Source organism: Pseudoalteromonas sp. SG41-1 (assembly GCF_014164575.1).
Lineage (GTDB): Bacteria > Pseudomonadota > Gammaproteobacteria > Enterobacterales > Alteromonadaceae > Pseudoalteromonas > Pseudoalteromonas rhizosphaerae.
On the sequence record NZ_JACJFL010000001.1, the window covers coordinates 157,681 to 177,876 of the forward strand.

Sequence of the window (20,196 nt, forward strand, 5' to 3'; positions counted from 1 at the left end):
TAATCACTCCAATCGAATCATATCAACCGCTACATCAAGCAATTGTGTACCGCCACCAAAAACCACGCCTTTCAAAGGAGTGACATCAGAAAAATCACGGCCAACAGCAAGTGTTATATGCTGCTCATTAGGCATAACATTGTTTGTTGGATCAAAGTCTACCCAACCAAACCTTGGCACAAACACAGAAAACCATGCATGGGTCGCATCTGCACCTGCTAACTTTTCTTCCCCCTCGGGAGGCATTGTTTCTATATACCCGCTAACATAACGTGCTGCTAAACCAATACTGCGTAAGCACGCTATCGCAAAATGTGCAAAATCTTGGCAAACGCCCCTTTTTTGTGCAAAAACAACACTCAAAGGTGTACTAATCGTAGTAAAACCGGGATCATACTGAAACTCATGAAAAATCCGTGCCATGAGATCTTTACAGCCGCAAATCAAGCTAATATCAGCTAAAAACGACGTTAAAGCGTATTCCTTTATACCCTGTACAAAAGGAGTATATTGAGATGGCAAAATAAACTCCGATGTTTTTAACAGCTGATATGTATTTGGCTTTGCGACGATATCGCGAGCCTCTTGCCAAGGCATATCAGTGTCGACGAGGTTAATATTTGCACTTAATAAAAGTTCCACTTCACTGGTCATAGTCACTTTCAATTTTTTATGCTGAGTGGCTATTTCAAACGCGGTCACTTTATTATCAAAATAATCCGTAAATTCTTGTAGATAATTTGCCGGCGGCTCAATATCTATGCGACTACTGTGGCATATCTGAGCACGATTTGTTTTTGGTGTTAACCGTGCTTGGTTTTGACACAAGCTAACAAAATCGGCATAACTGTAAGTTGTGGAATGCTTTATTTTATATTTCACGATTGAGCTTGCTCAATATTAGTCCAATTCAATTTATTCGCCGTTTGTGTATGAGAAAAATACTGCAATAATAATACATCACAAAAGGTATTTAAGTTCAGGCGAATATTATGGTTAAACTCGATTAACTGTTTACGAACTCCAGCGTCCGTCCTTTGCAGGTAGTCTTTTTCTGTGACATAGCAACTCGTTTTAGAAAGTAAAATTGCTTTTTCATGTGCTGCTATCACTCCCTGTCTGCGTTTAGTCGGTAAATGCTTACATAACTGGTTTATTTGCTCTAACTGAAAAAGTAATGAGCGAGGGTATTCTGCATCCAGTAATAACAGCTCAAGCCCAGTACCTATACTTTGATACATTCTATAGCGACGTTTATGGGTCACTAAGCTAACTTGACTACTCAAAACCGCTTCGAGTAAACCAAGCTCTTCAGCTTGCTCGAGTTCTTGCGTTAATAAAGCCCCTGTTAATGAGGTGATTTGTAAGCTGCGCTCAATCCTGCGACCCATCTCAAGTAAAAACCAGCCATTGCTGTTTGGCATACAATCCACTAACGAGCCATTAAAGGCCATGATCAAACCAATCACTTTATCTAAAATACTTTGCATCGCACGTGATGAAATATTGATATTGATATGCTTTAGCACTTTAACTTGTTCATTGATTTCATCAATAATACGACGACTATCATGGGACAATAATTCTTGGACCTGTACTGATGCATTCGCTAAATAATTTAACGTATTTATTATACTACCCGCGCGTAGCTCATCAGCGAGTAAAGCAAACGCTGTTTGCTTAGACACTGCGCTATCAAATTCTTCAAGCTTGATTGCTTGCTCTACATAAGGGTAAACAATATGCTGAGCGCTGATAGCAGCCAACAAACGAGCAACAGTACTGCGGCGTATTAAATCTGGATAAATAGCCAACTCAGTGTAACGATCAATAAAGATACGTAATATTCTTATGGTATTTTCACAGCGCTCTAAATAACGACCGAGCCAAAATAAATGTTCTGCAGTACGACTTGATATAACCCCTTCAAGTAAGCTTACATCCATTCTTTTTTTAATTGGTGTTGGTACACTTTGCTCAGTTAAATCAATATCTTTACTGGTATTTATCCAAGTATCTTTGAGCCAACCAGCGCCCTTAGCGTTAGCACTATTTTGATAAGAGAAACACAGTGCCGATGGCAGCACTTCGATGCCATTTTCTGTGGTTAATACATAACACCTAAATACCACAGGTTTTGCAATTAACTTACCGTCATCCCAAAATGGTGCGCTACTAAATGCGGGTTTATCTTGAAAATAATAATCGCTAGGTTGCTTAGTTATAAGTTGTTTAATTTTATCCGCGTCTAAATGGCCATCAAGTGTTAGTTTAGGATCTTTATAACTACCAAACACTAACTGTGACCAATCCGATGATTTAACATCTTCAATGCTGTGGTACTTAGGGCAATCTAGTAATAATGGTTGTTGTAAAAGTTGCTCTGATAGCTGGGCTAAATTACATTGTATTGCTGGTGATGAGAGTACCCCGCTACCAAAAGGATTTAATACTTTTACTGAGCCCTCACGTACAGCTTGTAATAAGCCTGGAATACCATGTAACGAGTATTGTGTTTGTTCAAGTGAATCGATACTTTGATCTGGGATCCAACGTAAAATCACATTGATTTTCCCCAACCCTTGTAATGACTTTAAACACACTTCGCCATTACGCACTGTTAAATCAGCGCTTTGCACTAAAGTATAGCCAAAGTAAGTAGATAGAAACGCATGCTCGTTATAATTTGGATCATCGATCCCTTGAGTTAAAATAACAATACGAGGATCATCCATATAATGAATAAACTCGTTAATGCCTTCTTGAAACAAATTTAAAAACTCTTTAATTTGTTGCACGTTGCATTCAGCAAACTCTTCAGCCATAACGCGCCTAGCTATAATGCGGTTTTTAAGCAATAGCCCTAGACCTAACGGACATTGGCAATGATCAGCTAAGACTTTAAATTCACCCGATGGTGCGCGATACACATCAACCGCTGTAAAAAACAGTTTTAGCTCATCACTTGGTAAGCTAAATCCTTCACGTAAGTAATGACTATCTTGGTACAGCTGCTGCGGTGATATTTGCCCACTCAAAAGTAGCTTTTGCTCAGAATAAACATCTTGTTGGATCTTATTAAGTAATAAAGTTCGCTGTTTTATGCCTTGCTCTAACGTATTCCAATCTGCTCGAGAAAACATAAAAGGCAGTGGATCGAAGTGCCACTGTTGATTACTCTCACTTTTAATATTGCCATTTTGCAAAAGTTGCGTAATTTCAATGGCACGACTACTTACATCTTCAGCGGTTAAACTTGCTAAACGATTAAATAAAGTATCCCAATGCTCAGGGTTTAAGCCACTGTGATCCGCCAATTCATCATGACCGTGGCGTTTATCAAGGTATAAAGACAACCAATTAGGAAGCTCTGGCATCGTATTATTATTAATGTACAAGCTAAAAGCGCTCCGCTATAGAAAGTAAACTATCATTCTAGTTCAATTTGTTGGTAATTGTATTAACAAAAGCGTCTGTTAAATAATGACTCTACTTTGCGTAATGTCAAAGTGGAGTCATACAATGAACAACCCAAAAAGATGATTTATTTGAACTTAGGTTGTCTCCTTAAATCGAGCGTATTAGGGTAATCTGAATTAGTATTTTCTTCATCGGGAACAACAAATTCACTCACCGATTGTGCTGATTCAAAGCTTCGTGTCGCAGCCGATGGGCTCCAACTAGGCTGATCAGATGCTAATAATGATGGTGTGTGACCATGCTCCCAAAATCGTGCAACCCTTCGCCCTTCAGCTTCAAATGCATTAACGGGTAATGTTTCTGGATTTCGCCCACCAGCATGACTAACATGGTAGACAAAACCACCCTTTGAGCGGCCTTCCCAGGTATCGATCAGATCAAATACTAACGGTGCATGTACACCAATTGTAGGATGCAGCGCTGTTGGTGGCTGCCATGCACGGTAACGGATCCCGGCAACCATTTCATCTTTCGCTTTGCCTTTAACAATTTTAAGCGGCACGCGTCGGCCATTACACGTAACGATATAGCGGTCACTCATTGTGCCAATTACTTTGATTTGCACGCGCTCTAATGACGAATCGACATACCGAGCAGTACCAGATGCACTGGCTTCTTCACCCAGTACATGCCAAGGTTCAATCGCGGTTCTAAGCTCTAACGTCACATCATCGAGTTCTCGGGTTCCGCAAACAGGGAACCTAAACTCAAAAAATGGGTTTAGCCAACTTACTTGGAATGCAAAACCAGCTTGCTGCAGATCTCTAACAACCTCAGCTAAATCATTTTCAACATACTGAGGTAATAAAAATTTATCATGTAATTCGGTGCCCCAACGGATCAACGGTTTGTGATAAGGCTTTTTCCAAAACCAAGCTAATAAAGTCCGTAATAACAACATTTGCACTAAGCTCATTTGTGAGTGAGGTGGCATTTCAAATCCCCTAAACTCGACAATACCTAGTCGTCCTGTTGCTGAATCGGGTGAATATAGCTTATCAATACAAAACTCCGCCCTGTGTGTATTACCTGTTAAATCAACAAGTAAGTTGCGTAACAAACGATCAACGAGCCATGGCTCAGGCACTTCCCCTTCAGGCATATGTGAAAATGCGATTTCAAGCTCATAGAGCAACTCATCACGTGCCTCATCCACACGAGGTGCTTGGCTTGTAGGGCCAATAAATAAACCTGAAAATAAATAAGATAATCCAGGATGGTGCTGCCAATAAGTAATAAAACTTCTTAAAATATCTGGGCGTCGTAAGAACGGGCTTTGCTGCGGTGTTTCACCACCTAAAGTGACATGATTACCACCCCCGGTGCCGGTATGACGACCGTCCGCCATAAACTTATCTGTTCCTAAGCGTGCTTGTTTGGCTAGATCGTAAAGTGTCGTTGTTCTATCAACTAATTGCTGCCATGACGAAGATGGGTGGATGTTCACTTCAATGACACCTGGATCAGGTGTCACGGCGTATTTTTCTACACGACTATCTTTAGGCGGGCTATAGCCTTCAATAACAACCGGGATTTGCAGGGCTTTTGCGGTGCTTTCAATCGCATTTAATAGCGACATATAATGTTCAAAATGGCTCGTTGGCGGCATAAAGATGTACAACCGCCCTTCTCTTACTTCCAATGCCATTGCGGTTTTGATCATCTGTTGACCAATAAAGCCTTTTTGCAGTTTTTTAGCTTTTGTAAAGTTATCTGGAATATCAAACGGATCTCGCTCAATAATGTTGCTTGTCCACTCAAGGCTATCAAGCGGTAATCTATAACCTAGGGGTGATTCACCTGGTAATAAAAAACAGTATTCGCGTTTAAATTCCCATTTGCATGACTGCCAGCAATGTTTCGCTTGATTAAACTGCAGCGGCAATGCATAACCAACAGGCTTTTCAATACCTTGTTCCATTTTAGCTAAAAAGCCTTTACGGCTCATTGCACTAAGAAGTTCAGGCTGTTTAGGCCCCACCTCTTTGGGTAACGATGCCTCTTGCCATAAATGATATAAAATATCTTCATAGGCTGTAGTGATAGCCTTGGTTTCAAGGCCTATTTCTGCACATAGCTGTTCTGTAAAACGCTTGGTATCTGTGTGGTCTAATTTATAATCTTTATTCGGATCAGCTAATAAACTGGCATCTTGCCACAAAGCTTCACCGTCTTTTCGCCAATAACATGCATATTGCCAGCGAGGCAGTGACTCTCCCGGATACCATTTACCTTGCCCATAATGTGTAAAGCCACCTTTGGTATATGCTTTGTTCATCGCAATAAATAAGCTTTGTGCTAACACTCGTTTTTCTTTACCGTCGGCTTCTGTGTTCCATTGGGGATGTTCCATATCATCAATAGAAATAAACGTCGGCTCACCGCCCATTGTTAAATGAACACCTTCCTTAACATATACATCATCAACTTGCTGACCCAAGCGGTTTATTGCAGCCCATTGTGTTTCTGAATATGGCTTTGTAACGCGAGGGTCTTCATGTACGCGCGTTACTTTGTTATAAAAACTAAATTCTGATTCGCACTTATCTATGCCACCAGAGACAGGTGCTGCTGAGCTAGGTTCAGGTGTGCACGCAAGCGGAATATGGCCTTCGCCAGCAAATAAGCCGGAGGTAGGATCAAGCCCGATCCAACCTGCGCCTGGAATATATACTTCAGTCCATGCGTGTAAATCAGTAAAATCTTCATCAGGACCACTTGGGCCATCAAGTGATTTTTGATCTGATGTAAGTTGGATTAAATAACCAGATACAAAACGAGCAGCCAAACCTAAATGACGAAACAGTTGTACTAACAACCACGCAGAATCTCGACATGAACCGGTTTTTTTTGTGATGGTTTCGTTCGCCGTTTGAACTCCAGGCTCTAAACGAATGCCGTAGCCAACAAGATTATAAATTGACTGATTGACCGCAACTAAAAAATCAACACTTCTGATTGGTTTTTCCGGACGTAACGAATCAATCAATTCTAAAAACTTAGGACTCGCCTTACGTTTTTTTAAATAGGGATTAAGCTCAGCCTTTGCGACTTTATCGTATTCAAATGGAAACTCTTCAGCATATTCTTCTAAAAAGAAATCAAACGGATTAATTACCGTCATTTCAGCCACTAAATCAACAGTAAAACTAAACTCAGTTGTGGGGCTATTAAATACCACTCTTGCCTGATAATTACCAAAAGGGTCTTGCTGCCAATTGATGTAATGATCTTCCGGCACTATTTTTAATGAATAGCTTTTAATTTTAGTTCGGCTATGCGGTGCTGGACGTAAGCGGAAAATATGCGGCCCCATATTTACTGGGCGGTCGTACTTGTATTGAGTATGGTGCGCTATACCAACAGTAATTGTCATCGATTAATCCCTCTTTAATTTTTTGTATAGCCATTTAAGTATAACTTACTACTACCTGCCTGCTATTTAAGCAATATACATTCCATATAGATTACATAATAAAATTAGGCTGTTAGCCTATATATTGGTCACTATTGACTGTTTAGAATCAAAGAGCGAGCGCTGTGAAGAATTATTTGGTGCGACATTCGCACCAAATTAGCACAAAGCTAAGTATTAAAAATCACACAGCGCTTATTATTTTATGTAATTCACCAATAAAGCATGCCTGTTTTTTCTAGCGATTAAATAGAAAAAAGTCCCAATTAATCACAACACCAGTTAAATGCTTCGCTAAAACGAACTTAAAAAATAGTTCACAATAAAACCACGATTAAGCTTCTTAACAGTGTTATAGTAGTTTGATTTTTAATCGCCCTGAAAGCCAAACTAGCAAGCTTAGTGTCTTTAAACAAGCAATGTTGGCATTTTATTTTGCTAATTTATTATTAGCATCAATGCTTAAGGTAGATTGTTCACAGTTAGATCATGACGTAATACACATCCCGCCTATCTTCATATTAAGGACTCTATTTATGCAAACATTAACAAACATTGGTGACAACTTGGTTAAAGGAATATCTGCCCGCTATGGTTTAAGTTATGAGGCAGTAGTACATATGTTAGTTGCAGTAAATAATGGCGGCGGTTCAATGGCGCAGTTTAATTGCCCAGAGCTTGGCGGCTCAGGTCAATGGATGCGCGGTGGAATGACAATGGTAGGAGACATGTTCAATAATGGCTTGAAAAACACCGTTGATAACTTATGTAACGAACTTGCCACTATTTTAGCAAACAACCAAGTTTTCCCCGTCATTCCTGCCGGTACTTTAGGTAGCAACCAGTGGTGGCCAGTTAATTTAGGTAATCCATCGAGTACCGGTTCACAAAACAACACCCGTTATGCTGTTTTTCCTAATCGCTTAGCCATTGAAAAAAATGGTCAGGTCACACTCTATGATACGCTCGATCACCAGATCGGGGGAGTAAGCCAGCAACAAGGCAACGATATATCGCTTACCTTTAGTAGCCAGTGGGGAAACATTAGCGTAAATAGTTTGCCAGTGATTGCTGATGATAGCTTCACTCAGACACATTCAAGTCACAATACCAACTTTGCCCAATCAACAGACTTTGCAAAACAACAGCAATCCCCCCCTGAGACAGGCTCAAATGATAAAATGATGAGTAGCGAGTCGACAGCTATTAATGCTTCGCAATACTCAGTGAATGAAACCCTCGACATTATTGAAAAATTAGCACAATTACGTGATTTAGGCGCACTCACTGATGCTGAGTTTAATGAGAAAAAATCAGATTTATTGCAACGAATTTAACGGCAAGTAATCTCAGGCTTATTAATTTTATAATTTGCTAACTTTATAATTTGTTAGCAATATAGCTAATGTAAGTCTGTTCACTGAATAATTTGTCATTGTATTTATCAACGGATACGGTAAAAAATATGAAAACGTTTAAATGTAACTGCAAAGATAATCAAATATTGTTTTTTGAAAGTAGTCACTGCCTTGCCTGTGGCAAAACTGTTGGTATTGATGACAATTTTAACCTTGTAGAACCCTACGAATTTAATGACACAACGGGCTTATATTACAAAGCGTCAGCCCCTGATGTGCCCTATCAAAAATGTGATAACAATGCACACTATAAGGCATGCAATGGCATGGTTGATATCGACAGTTTTGTACCAGCGCCAGACACAGAAGAAGTGCTGTGTTTCGCATGTCGGTTTAATGAAACAATCCCAGATCTAAGTATTAATCAACACATTCCACTTTGGACCAAAATGGAAACAGCAAAACGCCGGGCATTGTATACGCTTAAAGCGCTTTCTTTACCATTAAATAACCTCAGCCAAGATGCCGAAGGTGGCCTTAGTTTTGATTTTATAACCGACCGCAGTGTTAATGACCATTTCGTGACTAAATTAGCAGGTCAAGAAAATGTTTTTACTGGCCATAACTGCGGCCATATTACAATTAATTTGGCTGAAGCTGATGATGTCGCTCGATCACAAACAAAGCATGCTATGGGTGAGCGCTATCGCACTTTGCTTGGTCATTTTCGTCATGAGTTAGGGCATTATTATTTTGACCAGTTAATTGCAAATTCACCGCAAAAACATGCTTTATGTAAACAATATTTTGGCGATGATTCTTTAGATTACCAACAAGCGATTGATGCCCATTATAAAAATGGCGCTCCTGCTAATTGGCATGAAAACTATATTAGTGAATACGCCACCATGCACCCTTTTGAAGACTGGGCAGAAACTTGGGCGCACTACATGCATATTATTGATACTTTAGAGACAGCAAAAAATTTCTCTATTACCGGTTCTACACTCGGTAATGAATTTGAAGTTGAGGACACTGATGAGTTAAGGCTACCGCAAAACTCGTATTACTTTAATAGCCAAACATCAATCTCAGTAATGTTGGATAGCTGGATGGAATTTTCGATTATTTTAAATTCGTTAAATCGCAGCATGGGCTTAGCTGATGCTTATCCATTTGTTTTAACGCAGGCGGTACGCACTAAGCTTTCGTTCGTTCATCACGCGATCCATAACAGACTTAATCTTATGCCTGATTTAAATACAACAGCTGAGGACACATAACAACAGCCTTGATAATGTAATTTCCAAATGCGCTACCCGGATTAACAGCACTGACACAGATAACAAACCGCAGTAAGTTATCAGCCAGCTAACACAACACATCCGCTAATGAGTATGACCTGTATTGCGTTATAAACTTTTGGTATTACAAACTAAAGCTTGCCTGATACTTAGTTGAAATTAATCGTACTCGATCAAATGGCCAATGCTCAGCGAGCCAATGTAAGATACGTAACCGTAAGGTATTATTTAATTCCTGACTATCATTACGTAGCCAAAAAGTAATCTCACTATCGAATTCATTGTTTACCCCAGGATCGATATACACTGAGCCTAGGCAGCGTGTTTTTTTCGGGTTTAATATCGCATAAGCAAATGCTTTTTTTTCGTTAAACTCTGCGGCATGTTGAGCTAAGCTTTGACGATTCTCTTCAAGGGTCATATCGGCTTTTGGCCAATCAGGCTTGGTGGCGAATATACCTTTTAGCTGCGGCACACTTGACATTACAGCAGTAAAATCAAGCTCGACTACCTGCTCATTTAATGGAGTAAAATAAAACGCAGTTGTTTGCAGCGCTTCTGGGGGGTTAAAATCCGTCGATACAAATAAAGACATTGCTTCCTTCCTTGCTAATATTTAACTGATAAAACCAGCCATTGTTGTTTTAATCCTATAAAATGAAAGCCGCCAATCAGTAAACAAATGATCGAGCTCCAAAGCCAAAACATCTCACTGCGTCCTAGCGGATTAGTCATTAAATATAATCCTGCAATACCGCGAAATAAATAAATCGCAGTTACCACAACTAACACAAAGCGTATGAAAGGTAGCTGTTTGAACAAACCCGCGGCTGAAAAAGCATATAACGACCAAACGCTTAATACAAAAGCGATGAAGAAAGTGATCAGCGAAGGCGTCAACTTACCCTGCTCTGCGAGCATTGCCATGTGCTCACCAGCACCGAAAAAGCGATACCACGGCGCACCAAAAACAATACAACCAAGGTGAGCGAGTGCGGCTAAAGCACTTAAGCTGCCTGCAATCAGCAAAAATAGATTCATACACTGTCAACTAATTCACATTTAACTCCACCATAATACGAAAAAGCTATTAACTTCAAGTATTCACTGAAATTATTGTATGAAAAGCGTACATTCATAAACTAAGGTCAACATAAAATACAACTATTGCTGTTCAATTGCGAAGTCCGCTACTAAATTGTCTTGCCTGATATTCAAGCGCAACTGTAATTACGCTTGAATATCAGACGCTACACATTACTTTAGTGTTTGCTCAAACGCACCTACATCGCCAGGGAAAACCACCGGTGATTCAATACCGTCTTTATTAACCGCAGCAACCCCAAAATAATAATTATCAATGACTACATTTTTAAGAGTCGCTTCACTTAAATCACCCACATAGCGGCTAAACTGCCATTGTGGTTCACTGGTATAACGCCAATAGAGTCTGTACCCCGTGGTCGTTTTATCATTATTTTTTTGCCATTTTAAGGTCGTACTAGGTTGCACAGCACCTGATATTTCAACGTTATTAGGTGGTGCCGGTGCCCATGCCATTGACGCTAAACTTACCGCATTAAGCGCTGTTAATTTTGCGGTATAATCAAAATCAACGCCATCAATGGTATCACCATAAACAATACCATCCTCAGTGCGTAAGTCTTGATGTTGATGGTTATAATTTTCGTTCGTTTCCATTACTCTTACAGCAGCATAACCCATGTCGTTAAACGGGCGATGATGCCCTCCTCGACCAAAGCGATCGAGTCGATAAACTAGCAATGTGTCAAGATTGGGAATATAGCGATCGGCAATGGTATCGATATAACGGGCTAAATTACGACTAGCTGAATCGACCTCGCCACCGGTAAAACGGCGTTTATGCGCTTGCTCTTTGGTTTCGATAACCCGCGTACCTTCAGAGAAAATACGTGCAGTCGTGTTATCAGTAACGCCATTAATACCAGTAATATTACCAATCATGTCATTATTGAGTACACCGTGTACTTGCCAGCCTTGCTTTTGTGCATAGTCGGCTAAAATTTTACCACCAAACAGTCCTTGCTCTTCGCCTGAAAGCGCGGCATAAACAATTGAGCCATTAAATTTATATTTAGATAACACGCGAGCTGATTCAATCACCCCAGCAACACCCGATGCATTATCATTCGCCCCTGGTGCGTCGCTGGTAAAATCCATTACATCGCTGACCCGTGAATCAATATCGCCCGACATCATCACCATCCGGTTTGGCTGATCAGTACCGCGTTGAATAGCAATAATATTCACCACTTCAACAGGATTTGGAATACGCTTTTCGCCAGAAATGGTATCTTTAACTTCTATTACTTCTAAACAGCCACCGCATTGCTGAGAAATTTTCTCAAACTCAGCCTTGATCCAACGCCGAGCTGCACCAATTCCTCGGGTGTTTGATTTCGTTTCTGATAACGTATGACGAGTGCCAAAATCAACAAGTGTTTGAATATCACTGCCAATACGTGTTGCTGAAACATCAGCGGCAATATCATGAAGCTTGGTTTGATCTTGATAATTTAGCTCAGCGGCCAAGGTGCTTGTTGAAATAAACAATGTAGTTATTAAAATAGCGGGCTTGAGGGTCGATAGCTGATAGGTTTTATGATCAGACATAGTGTTGATGCTCTTTATTATTTGATAAATATACAATACGTGAGCAGTTACCTGCTGCAAATAATTTTGAGACCAACACCTGTTTAACTCGTTCAATCACTGATTGGTTAGATAAACGGGATAATAATCGCGGTATGAACAAATATACGTCAATAAAAAACCCACCAATATAGTGGGCTTATGCATAGTAAAACTATCGTATGTTAAACAACACCTTGCTCAATCATAGCATCTGCTACACGACGAAAAGCAGCAATATTAGCACCTAACACTAAATTACCAGGTTGATCAAATTCAGCGGCTGTATTACTTGCAGTATCAAAGATATTTTTCATTATTTGTTGCAGCTTAGTATCGACCTCTTCGAACGTCCACATTTGCATACTGGCATTTTGCGCCATTTCTAATTGGCTCGTCGCAACACCACCCGCATTAGCTGCTTTGCCAGGGCCATAGGCTATTTTAGCAGCAAGCAACACATCGACCGCTTCTTTAGTACTTGGCATATTTGCGCCTTCACAAACTAATATACAGCCATTGCTTATTAACGTTCGCGCATCAGCTTCAGTTAACTCATTTTGCGTCGCACAGGGAAAAGCAGCATCAGCAACAAAACGCCATACCGCATGTCCATCACTTGGGTAATCTGCACAAGCAATATACTTCGCATCGCTGTGGGTTTCTAAATAGACAGCTAAACTTTCACGCGCACCTTCTTTAAGCTTTTTAACAAGTGCAACATCAATACCTGATTCATGATACAGCGTACCGCTTGAATCACTGCAAGTGATAGGTGTTGCCTCTAATTGATAAAGTTTTTCCATCGCGTAAATTGCCACGTTCCCGGCACCAGAAACTAAACAGCGCTTACCTTTAAGTGAGTCATCATTGTCTTGCAACATGTAATTGGCAAAATAAACAGCGCCATATCCTGTCGCTTCTTTTCGAGCCAATGATCCACCCCACAATAAACTTTTGCCGGTAAAAGCACCGTCGTAACGTCCGGTCAACCGTTTATATTGACCAAACATATAGCCTATTTCGCGTGCCCCAACGCCAATATCACCCGCAGGCACATCGGTGGTTGGGCCGATATGACGATACAGCTCGTTGATAAATGATTGGCAAAAACGCATTATTTCGCTGTCAGAGCGGCCCTTAGGATCAAAGTTTGCGCCGCCTTTACCACCACCAATCGGTAAGCCAGTTAACGCATTTTTAAAAATTTGCTCAAACCCTAAAAATTTTATGATGCTGGCATTTACACTTGGATGGAAACGTAAACCACCTTTGTATGGACCTAAGCTTGAGTTAAATTCAATTCGATAGCCTTTATTGACATGAATATTACCGTCATCATCAACCCAAGGGACTCTAAACATAATTTGACGTTCAGGTTCAACTAGACGTTGAATAATCGCATTTTTTTGATAGTCGGCTGAGTTTTCAAGAATAGGTTCAAGTGATTCAAGCACTTCTTCAACGGCTTGATAAAATTCGCATTGTGCTGGGCTAGTTTGTTTTAAATGTGCAATGGTATCATGGATATAATTCATAATTATTCTTCCGTGTTAAAAGTTATGCTTGTCTCAGATGTTAAAATAGACGTGATCAAGTTTATGGGTCATCTAGTTAAGAGCCTTAAAAATTGTAATATTTTTAACACTGTAACATGATAAACCTATATATTTAACGTTCAATAACGTGAATTATTTTTGAGTTCATACGCAAGAGCAACAATTAACGCTCATTAAAAAAGAATATAAATTTATGAAATGTGAATAAATAAAGATTTAAATACTAACGCAGAGAGCAGCTTAAAACACCGATACTTAAAGTGGGGTTAAAAATCATATCCGTACGATATAAATACGGATATGAACACGTAAATTATTCGCCGCTTGCCTCTGGACGAAGTTGTAGCTGTAAACCAGTTAAAAAGTTACGTAATATTTGGTCATTACATACACGATAATGCTTGTTATCGGCTTTGCGAGAAAATGCACTTAACTCATGCTTACTCAAACTAAAATCAGTTAAGGCAAGGACATCGATCACGTCTTCCGTTTTCATATTTAATGCGATACGTAATTTCATTAAAATAATATTATTATTTAATTTACTTTCTGGCGCTGGTTGCTCACCGTCGCGCTTACCGCGCTTTGTATTAATAAAACCATTTAGAAAAATGGCAAACTCAGTATCACTTGGATCTACGTAACCCTCTTCCCCTTCTCTGGTTAGCCAACCAATCACTTGTTGTTGAGTCACGTCATGATCTGCTGCAGCAAAAATTTCAATCATGGTAGTATCAGCTAAATTAAAGGTATAGCGAAGGCGGCGTAAAATATCATTATTAGTCAAAGTAAATTCCAGAGTAAGATAAGACAACCAAGCAGGTATTGCTGGCTTATGAGTAGCCATACAGTTTAGCAGAGTTAACAAGGTCACCCTATTGATTTTTTGTTTTGCTCAACATCCCCATTATGAAGGAACGGCATGATTGATTTAACGCCATTTACTACCGATGCATACCTAGTAGCAACGATCCAAAGTAAGCAAGACACGCTAAAGGTTTTTGAAAATGCTGATTATCGTTGGCTTACACTCGGGGATAAGCTAACTTTACAAGGTGTAATGGAAAAGTCACAACCGCAGCAAGTATGTAATCCGGTAAATCAAGCTATGCTGCTATTTTTGCTTTGTAGCGAGCCCTACTCACAGATATTAAATTTAGGTTTAGGCAGCGGTTGTTTTGAACGAGCAGTGACTAATAAAGCCGGATTTGAATTAACGACTGTCGAAATTAATCCGAATGTAATTAAAGCAGCTAAGCAGTATTTTTTCCTCAATGACAACAATCATATTGTAGCGCAATGCGCTGAACAATTTGTTGCTCAAAGTAGCCGCAAATTTGATGTGATTATAATTGATGTTTTTAGTGGTAAATCGCAGCCAGCATTTTTACAAAAACAGGCATTTTTGTGCGACTGTCATGCTCGACTTAGCACATACGGTAAGATCTGCATCAACTTTACTGCAGAAAATAAACAACAATTAATCGCTCTACTAACGACACTTCGAAGTCTATTCAGTCATATTGTGGTGATTGAATTTAACCAATATAAAAATATTGTGCTGATCGCCAGTGAGCAACGCCTTGATGCTATTAATATTGAACAGATAAAACAGCACAACAATTTTAGCTCGCCTGATTTAGCTGCTGAAATTAAACAATTATTTCATATACCTAAGCTTGATTAAAAATGCGAGCCTGGTTGAGCTAAAAACGCAACTTCCTCGGCGCTGGACTGACGCCCTAAAATAGCATTTCGGTGTGGGTAGCGACCAAACTGATCGATAATATTTTTATGGGCAAGTTCATAATCTTCATTACTCAAACCTTTAAATAATACCATCGCCTGTTGGTGTATAAAGCTCGATTCGCTGTGCATAAACGGCATATAAAAAAACACCCGCTGCTCAACAGGTAATAATTGATCAAAGCCTTTTTCGATTGCCAACTGTGCCAATGTTAACGCTTGCGGATCTTGACTAAACGCGTGAGGGGTATCCCGGTAAATATTACGAGAAAACTGATCAAGCACAATCACTTCAGCTAATGCACCTAAGGCAGTCACTCGCCAAGACGCATACTCGCCTTTTTTAATAGCTATCAACAGATCACTAAATGTATCTCGTATCTTAATATCTGTAGCATCAGATTTTTTATACCAACCAGATGGACCAAGTTCATCAAACCAATAATCAATTACTACTTGATAACTAAACATAAATTTCCCTTAGTTGCCTAATACCTTGGCTGGATCCACTGTTGTTGCCTGCCATGCAGGGTAAATAGTGGCTAATACTGCCAACACAAAAGTTACAATAACAGTGATCACAATATCTTGCCATACCAGCTTACTGGGTAAAAACTCAATAAAATACACCCCTTCCAGCGGGTTTGAGCCTAACAACTGACTCAGTAGGGTAAAAAGCTCACTGATGTTCAGCGCCAGTATCACACCTATAAATGAGCCCAGTACCACGCCAATAAATGCTTGGCTAAGTCCTTGTAAAATAAAGGTCGCTAATATCGTACTGTCTTTAGCGCCCATGGTTTTTAATATCGCTATGTTGGCCTGTTTTTCACGTACTTCCATCACTAATGACGAAACAATATTAAAACTTGCCACCGCAATGATTAAAAACACCACAATATAAACAATGGTTCTGACCATTTGTATATCTTGGTATAAGCTACCTTGAGTTCTAAACCAGCTAGAGATATAAACATAATCATCAATTGTTTGGCCAACCCGTAGCGCAATTTGGTGCGCTTGAAAAACATCGGTTACTGCTAAGCGAAGCCCTGTTACTTGCAGTGGTTCATAACCAAGTACTGATTGCGCCTTACTGAGATGGATGAAGGCAGCAGAACTATCAATAGGGCCACCCATTTCAATAATACCCGCAAGGGTTAAAGTGACCCTTTTGGGTGCTAAAATCTCAGTACTTACCTCGTTAACTTGCGGGATCAATAAGGTAATTAACTCTCCTTGCTTAACACCTAACTGTTTAACAATTTGTTGGCCTAAAATAATTTCGTCTTCGCTTATTTGGCTGACCAACTTGCCATGGGTAAACTGATTAACCGCCGATACGTCACTTTCTAGAGCAGGATCAACCCCTCGCACTTCAACCGCTTTTAGTTCACTTTTGTATTGCGCCATGCCATTGACACTAATAAAAGGTGCTGCACCGGTTACGCCACGTTGCTCTGAGAGCTTTTGAACTTTATCCGGCCAGTTATCAATTGGACGATTAGGCGCAACATATTCAACTTGTGGCACAACGCTTAATAAGCGATGTACTAGTTGTTGTTCAAAGCCATTGATCACCGACAAAGCAACAATTAACACTGCAACGCCGAGTAAAATACCAATGGTTGACGCTTTGGCAATAAAACTAACAAAGCCATTTTTTTCATCGCTGCTGCCGGAGCTTGCTCTAAAACGTTTACTTAAATAGGCACTAAGCAACATGGCTGGCCTCTTTAATTGCCAATTTCCCATCATCAAGGTAAGCAATTTTACCCAGCTTATCGGCTAATTCTAGGTCGTGCGTCACCACCACAAAACTGGTATTCAAACTGCTATTAAGCTCTTTGATCAAATCGTAAATTTTAATCGCATTTTGTTTGTCTAAGTTACCTGTTGGCTCATCGGCCAATACTAAATCAGGTTCGCTCACCAATGCCCGCGCAATTGCCACACGTTGACGCTCTCCACCAGAGAGCATTGATGGTTTATGGCTACTACGGTGCGATAGCCCTACTTTATCGAGCATTACGAGGGCTTTAGCATTGGCTTTTTTAGCGCTGAGACCTTTGATCAACAGCGGCATCGCAACATTTTCTAACGCGTTAAACTCCATTAATAAATGATGGAACTGATAAATAAACCCTAAATGCTCATTACGAAATTTTGCTTGCTCAGCACGTGATAGCTTAGCAACTTGTTGACCTTTAATTTTTGCCACACCGGCACTTTGTGAATCCAAAGTCCCCAAAATGTGCAGTAAAGTACTTTTACCAGAACCAGAGCTGCCAACGATAGCCAGCATCTCACCTTGTTGTAAGGTTAAATCAACCCCTTTTAAAACCTCAACGTGATTTTCACCATCTTGATACACTTTACTTAACTGTTCACATTGGATAACTAAATCATTCATAGCGCAATACCTCTGCTGGGCTAACATTGGCAGCTTTACGCGCCGGATATAAAGTGGCTAAAAAGCTCATGGTAATACTGCCTACGGCAATCAGCGATAAGCTCATTACGTCAAATTTTACTGGTAAGGCAATCCCTGTTAACAAGTTTAAACCTATGCCTGCCAGCACTTCGTTGATATAAGCACTGAGTAATAAGCCAAGGGCTGCACCGATACTGGTGCCAATCAAACCATTGTACAAACCTTGGATCATAAATACTTGCTGCACTTGAGCCGGCGTTAAGCCAAGCGTTTGTAAAATAGCCACTTCACTTTGTTTTTCGCTCACCATCATGGTCAACGCAGAGACAATATTAAATACCGCAACTAATACAATCAGCGCCAGCAGCATCGACATAATGCGTTTTTCCATTGCGACTGCTGCAAACAAAGTACCTTGTGACTGGCGCCAATCGGTGACTGTATGTTGACTTAAAATTGCACTAGCTGAAGCGCTAAAGGCATCTAGTTGAAAAGGATCGTTCAGTGAAATACTCAAATTAGGAGCACTAGTTTGTGGCAACTTTAATACCCGTTGTAGCGATTCGCCGCTAGTAAAAGCAAGTCCCATATCAATTTCAGAACCTGTTTCATAAATGGCAGCAACGGTGAACAAACGTTGGCTTGGTACGCGACCTAAAGGTGTATAGGTTGACGCATTAGGCATGATCACGCGCACTTTATCACCTAAACCAATTCCCAGTTTACGTGTTAAATAACGACTAACCGCAATGTGATAGCGCGATGTCATGACTGTTTGCCAATTACCTTGAATAACTTTATCGCTGATTTTATAAAGCGATGCGTTATCGTCGTACAAACCTTGCAATAGCACGCCATGTAAATCGCGATTGGTTTGTAAAATGGCTTCACCATGGCGATACAAACTCGCTCTTTTCACAAATTTGGACGCAACAATGGTATCTTGCAGCTGGATCATTTGTGCTTGAGTTTGTCCATCAGACGCAATTTCAACATGAGGAATGAGGCCCAACATATTGGTTTTAAGGTTATTTTCAAAACCATTCATCACTGAGCTGACAGTAAATAATGCCATTAAACCAATGGCGATACCGGCAATGGAGAAAAACGAAATAAAAGAGATAAATGCGTTCCCTTTCGAGGAGCGACTGTATCTCAGCCCGATAAACAGGCTAACAGGTTGAAACATAATTATTTATGGTCACATTTAATGCCAATTCAGCGCTCATACTAGCATAAATAAAGCGCCATTGGGTATGCGCAGAAGTGTAAAAATTCATGACAAATCAACTGCTGTATCAAAATTAAGCCGCTTTATTTAAACTTTTAGTTTAGAGATTTAATAAGGTGATCGAGTAATGCTCTGACATTGGTCGCAACAAATTGTCGCGGAGGATACACTCCCCATACACCTTCTGGTTTTGGCTGATTATTGGTTAAAATAGGCACTAAATCACCCGTGGCTAAATCACTCTCAATGTAGTAGTTTGGCACTTGTATGATGCCAAGACCCTTTTTAGCTGCATCAGCTAACGCCCAGCCACTATTACACTGTAACCGCCCCGCAATTTTAATATGTTTATCACGCCCTTGCTCACACACCCGCCAATAACTGCTGTTGCCGACTAAGCATTGATGGTGCTGTAATTCAGCTAATGTGTGAGGTTCGCCAAAACGGGCTAAATAGGCTTTTGAGCAGCAAATTACAAAATGACGTGCACTTAAGCGTCGTGCTTTTAAGCTAGAGTCTTTTAAATGACCAAGGCGAATAGCTAAGTCAAAGCCGCCCTCAAGTAAATTTTCTTGTTCATTGCTCAGCGCCATCACCACTTCTACATCAGGGTGCAGTTGCATAAAAGTATGCACTGCTGGCATCACGAAGCTTTCGCCATACATAACCGGAGCTGTAAGTTTAATTTTACCTTTAGGAGCATTTTGCTGTTGTGCTAATAACGCGGTGGCGTCGTCCATTGCATGCTGTAAATGTTTTGTTTGATGTAAAAAGACTTCGCCTTCTTTAGTCAGTACAACTTTACGGGTAGTACGCGTTAATAATTGGGTATTTAAGCGCTGCTCTAATTGCGTTACATGGCGGCTTATGTGTGCAACAGATACCCCTAATGCGGTTGCAGCGCGGGTAAAGCTGCCTTCTTCACCGACTGCGATAAATTCGTCTATGCCTAACCAACGACTCATTATTACCATACTGTAAAAGTGTTTTATTAAA

At 40.2% G+C, this 20,196-nt stretch carries 16 protein-coding genes; 3 read left to right on the plus strand and 13 right to left on the minus strand.

Annotation, left to right across the window (positions count from 1 at the left end; translation table 11 throughout):
- Nucleotides 1–3: 3 nt before the first annotated feature.
- The 3 genes from H5203_RS00725 to H5203_RS00735 all read right to left on the minus strand — a co-directional run bounded on the left by H5203_RS00725 (nucleotide 4) and on the right by H5203_RS00735 (nucleotide 6,856).
- On the minus strand, nucleotides 4–882 hold the full coding sequence (locus H5203_RS00725; protein WP_145233166.1) for a transglutaminase family protein: 879 nt from the start codon (nucleotides 880–882) through the stop codon (nucleotides 4–6).
- On the minus strand, nucleotides 879–3,398 hold the full coding sequence (locus H5203_RS00730; protein ID WP_145233165.1) for a circularly permuted type 2 ATP-grasp protein: 2,520 nt from the start codon (nucleotides 3,396–3,398) through the stop codon (nucleotides 879–881). The genes H5203_RS00725 and H5203_RS00730 overlap by 4 nt, the downstream gene beginning before the upstream one ends.
- A 146-nt stretch (nucleotides 3,399–3,544) precedes the next feature.
- The gene (locus tag H5203_RS00735; protein WP_182819191.1) at nucleotides 3,545–6,856 is read right to left on the minus strand and encodes a DUF2126 domain-containing protein; all 3,312 of its coding nucleotides are present in this window, start codon (nucleotides 6,854–6,856) and stop codon (nucleotides 3,545–3,547) included.
- Nucleotides 6,857–7,431: 575 nt separating this feature from the next.
- Here H5203_RS00735 and H5203_RS00740 point away from each other — a divergent pair.
- Nucleotides 7,432–8,232, plus strand: coding sequence for an SHOCT domain-containing protein (locus H5203_RS00740; protein ID WP_149982508.1), 801 nt, complete (start codon nucleotides 7,432–7,434; stop codon nucleotides 8,230–8,232).
- Between the two features lie 128 nt (nucleotides 8,233–8,360).
- Nucleotides 8,361–9,536 carry a putative zinc-binding metallopeptidase gene (locus H5203_RS00745; protein ID WP_182819192.1) on the plus strand — a complete coding sequence of 392 codons (1,176 nt, stop codon included), beginning with the start codon at nucleotides 8,361–8,363 and terminating at the stop codon, nucleotides 9,534–9,536.
- Between the two features lie 145 nt (nucleotides 9,537–9,681).
- Here H5203_RS00745 and H5203_RS00750 read toward each other — a convergent pair whose 3' ends face one another.
- From H5203_RS00750 to H5203_RS00770, 5 genes are all read right to left on the minus strand, one after another.
- Nucleotides 9,682–10,152: a hypothetical protein gene (locus H5203_RS00750; RefSeq protein ID WP_182819193.1), complete on the minus strand. Its 471-nt coding sequence runs from the start codon at nucleotides 10,150–10,152 to the stop codon at nucleotides 9,682–9,684.
- Between the two features lie 14 nt (nucleotides 10,153–10,166).
- Complete coding sequence (locus H5203_RS00755) at nucleotides 10,167–10,598, minus strand: hypothetical protein (RefSeq protein ID WP_182717430.1); 432 nt, start codon at nucleotides 10,596–10,598, stop codon at nucleotides 10,167–10,169.
- A gap of 216 nt (nucleotides 10,599–10,814) precedes the next feature.
- A complete protein-coding gene (locus tag H5203_RS00760) occupies nucleotides 10,815–12,212 on the minus strand; it encodes a M28 family peptidase (RefSeq protein ID WP_182819194.1) in 1,398 nt (465 codons plus the stop codon).
- Between the two features lie 203 nt (nucleotides 12,213–12,415).
- A complete protein-coding gene (gdhA, locus tag H5203_RS00765; RefSeq protein WP_145233158.1) occupies nucleotides 12,416–13,768 on the minus strand; it encodes an NADP-specific glutamate dehydrogenase in 1,353 nt (450 codons plus the stop codon).
- A gap of 334 nt (nucleotides 13,769–14,102) precedes the next feature.
- Nucleotides 14,103–14,576, minus strand: a complete 474-nt coding sequence (locus tag H5203_RS00770) for a DUF1456 family protein (protein WP_145233406.1) — start codon at nucleotides 14,574–14,576, stop codon at nucleotides 14,103–14,105.
- 135 nt (nucleotides 14,577–14,711) lie between these two features.
- Here H5203_RS00770 and H5203_RS00775 point away from each other — a divergent pair, with 135 nt between their 5' ends.
- The gene (locus tag H5203_RS00775; protein ID WP_182819195.1) at nucleotides 14,712–15,476 is read left to right on the plus strand and encodes a spermidine synthase; all 765 of its coding nucleotides are present in this window, start codon (nucleotides 14,712–14,714) and stop codon (nucleotides 15,474–15,476) included.
- Here the strand turns inward: H5203_RS00775 and H5203_RS00780 are convergent.
- From H5203_RS00780 to H5203_RS00800, 5 genes are all read right to left on the minus strand, one after another.
- Nucleotides 15,473–16,006: a DUF924 family protein gene (locus tag H5203_RS00780; protein WP_182819196.1), complete on the minus strand. Its 534-nt coding sequence runs from the start codon at nucleotides 16,004–16,006 to the stop codon at nucleotides 15,473–15,475. The genes H5203_RS00775 and H5203_RS00780 overlap by 4 nt on opposite strands.
- Nucleotides 16,007–16,015: 9 nt before the next feature.
- Nucleotides 16,016–17,260: a lipoprotein-releasing ABC transporter permease subunit gene (locus H5203_RS00785; RefSeq protein ID WP_182819197.1), complete on the minus strand. Its 1,245-nt coding sequence runs from the start codon at nucleotides 17,258–17,260 to the stop codon at nucleotides 16,016–16,018.
- A complete protein-coding gene (gene lolD / locus H5203_RS00790) occupies nucleotides 17,250–17,948 on the minus strand; it encodes a lipoprotein-releasing ABC transporter ATP-binding protein LolD (RefSeq protein ID WP_145233154.1) in 699 nt (232 codons plus the stop codon). Before lolD ends, H5203_RS00785 begins: the two co-directional genes overlap by 11 nt.
- Complete coding sequence (locus H5203_RS00795) at nucleotides 17,941–19,158, minus strand: lipoprotein-releasing ABC transporter permease subunit (protein ID WP_145233153.1); 1,218 nt, start codon at nucleotides 19,156–19,158, stop codon at nucleotides 17,941–17,943. Before H5203_RS00795 ends, lolD begins: the two co-directional genes overlap by 8 nt.
- Nucleotides 19,159–19,295: 137 nt before the next feature.
- Nucleotides 19,296–20,165, minus strand: coding sequence for a LysR family transcriptional regulator (locus H5203_RS00800; RefSeq protein WP_182739612.1), 870 nt, complete (start codon nucleotides 20,163–20,165; stop codon nucleotides 19,296–19,298).
- Nucleotides 20,166–20,196 lie beyond the last annotated feature (31 nt).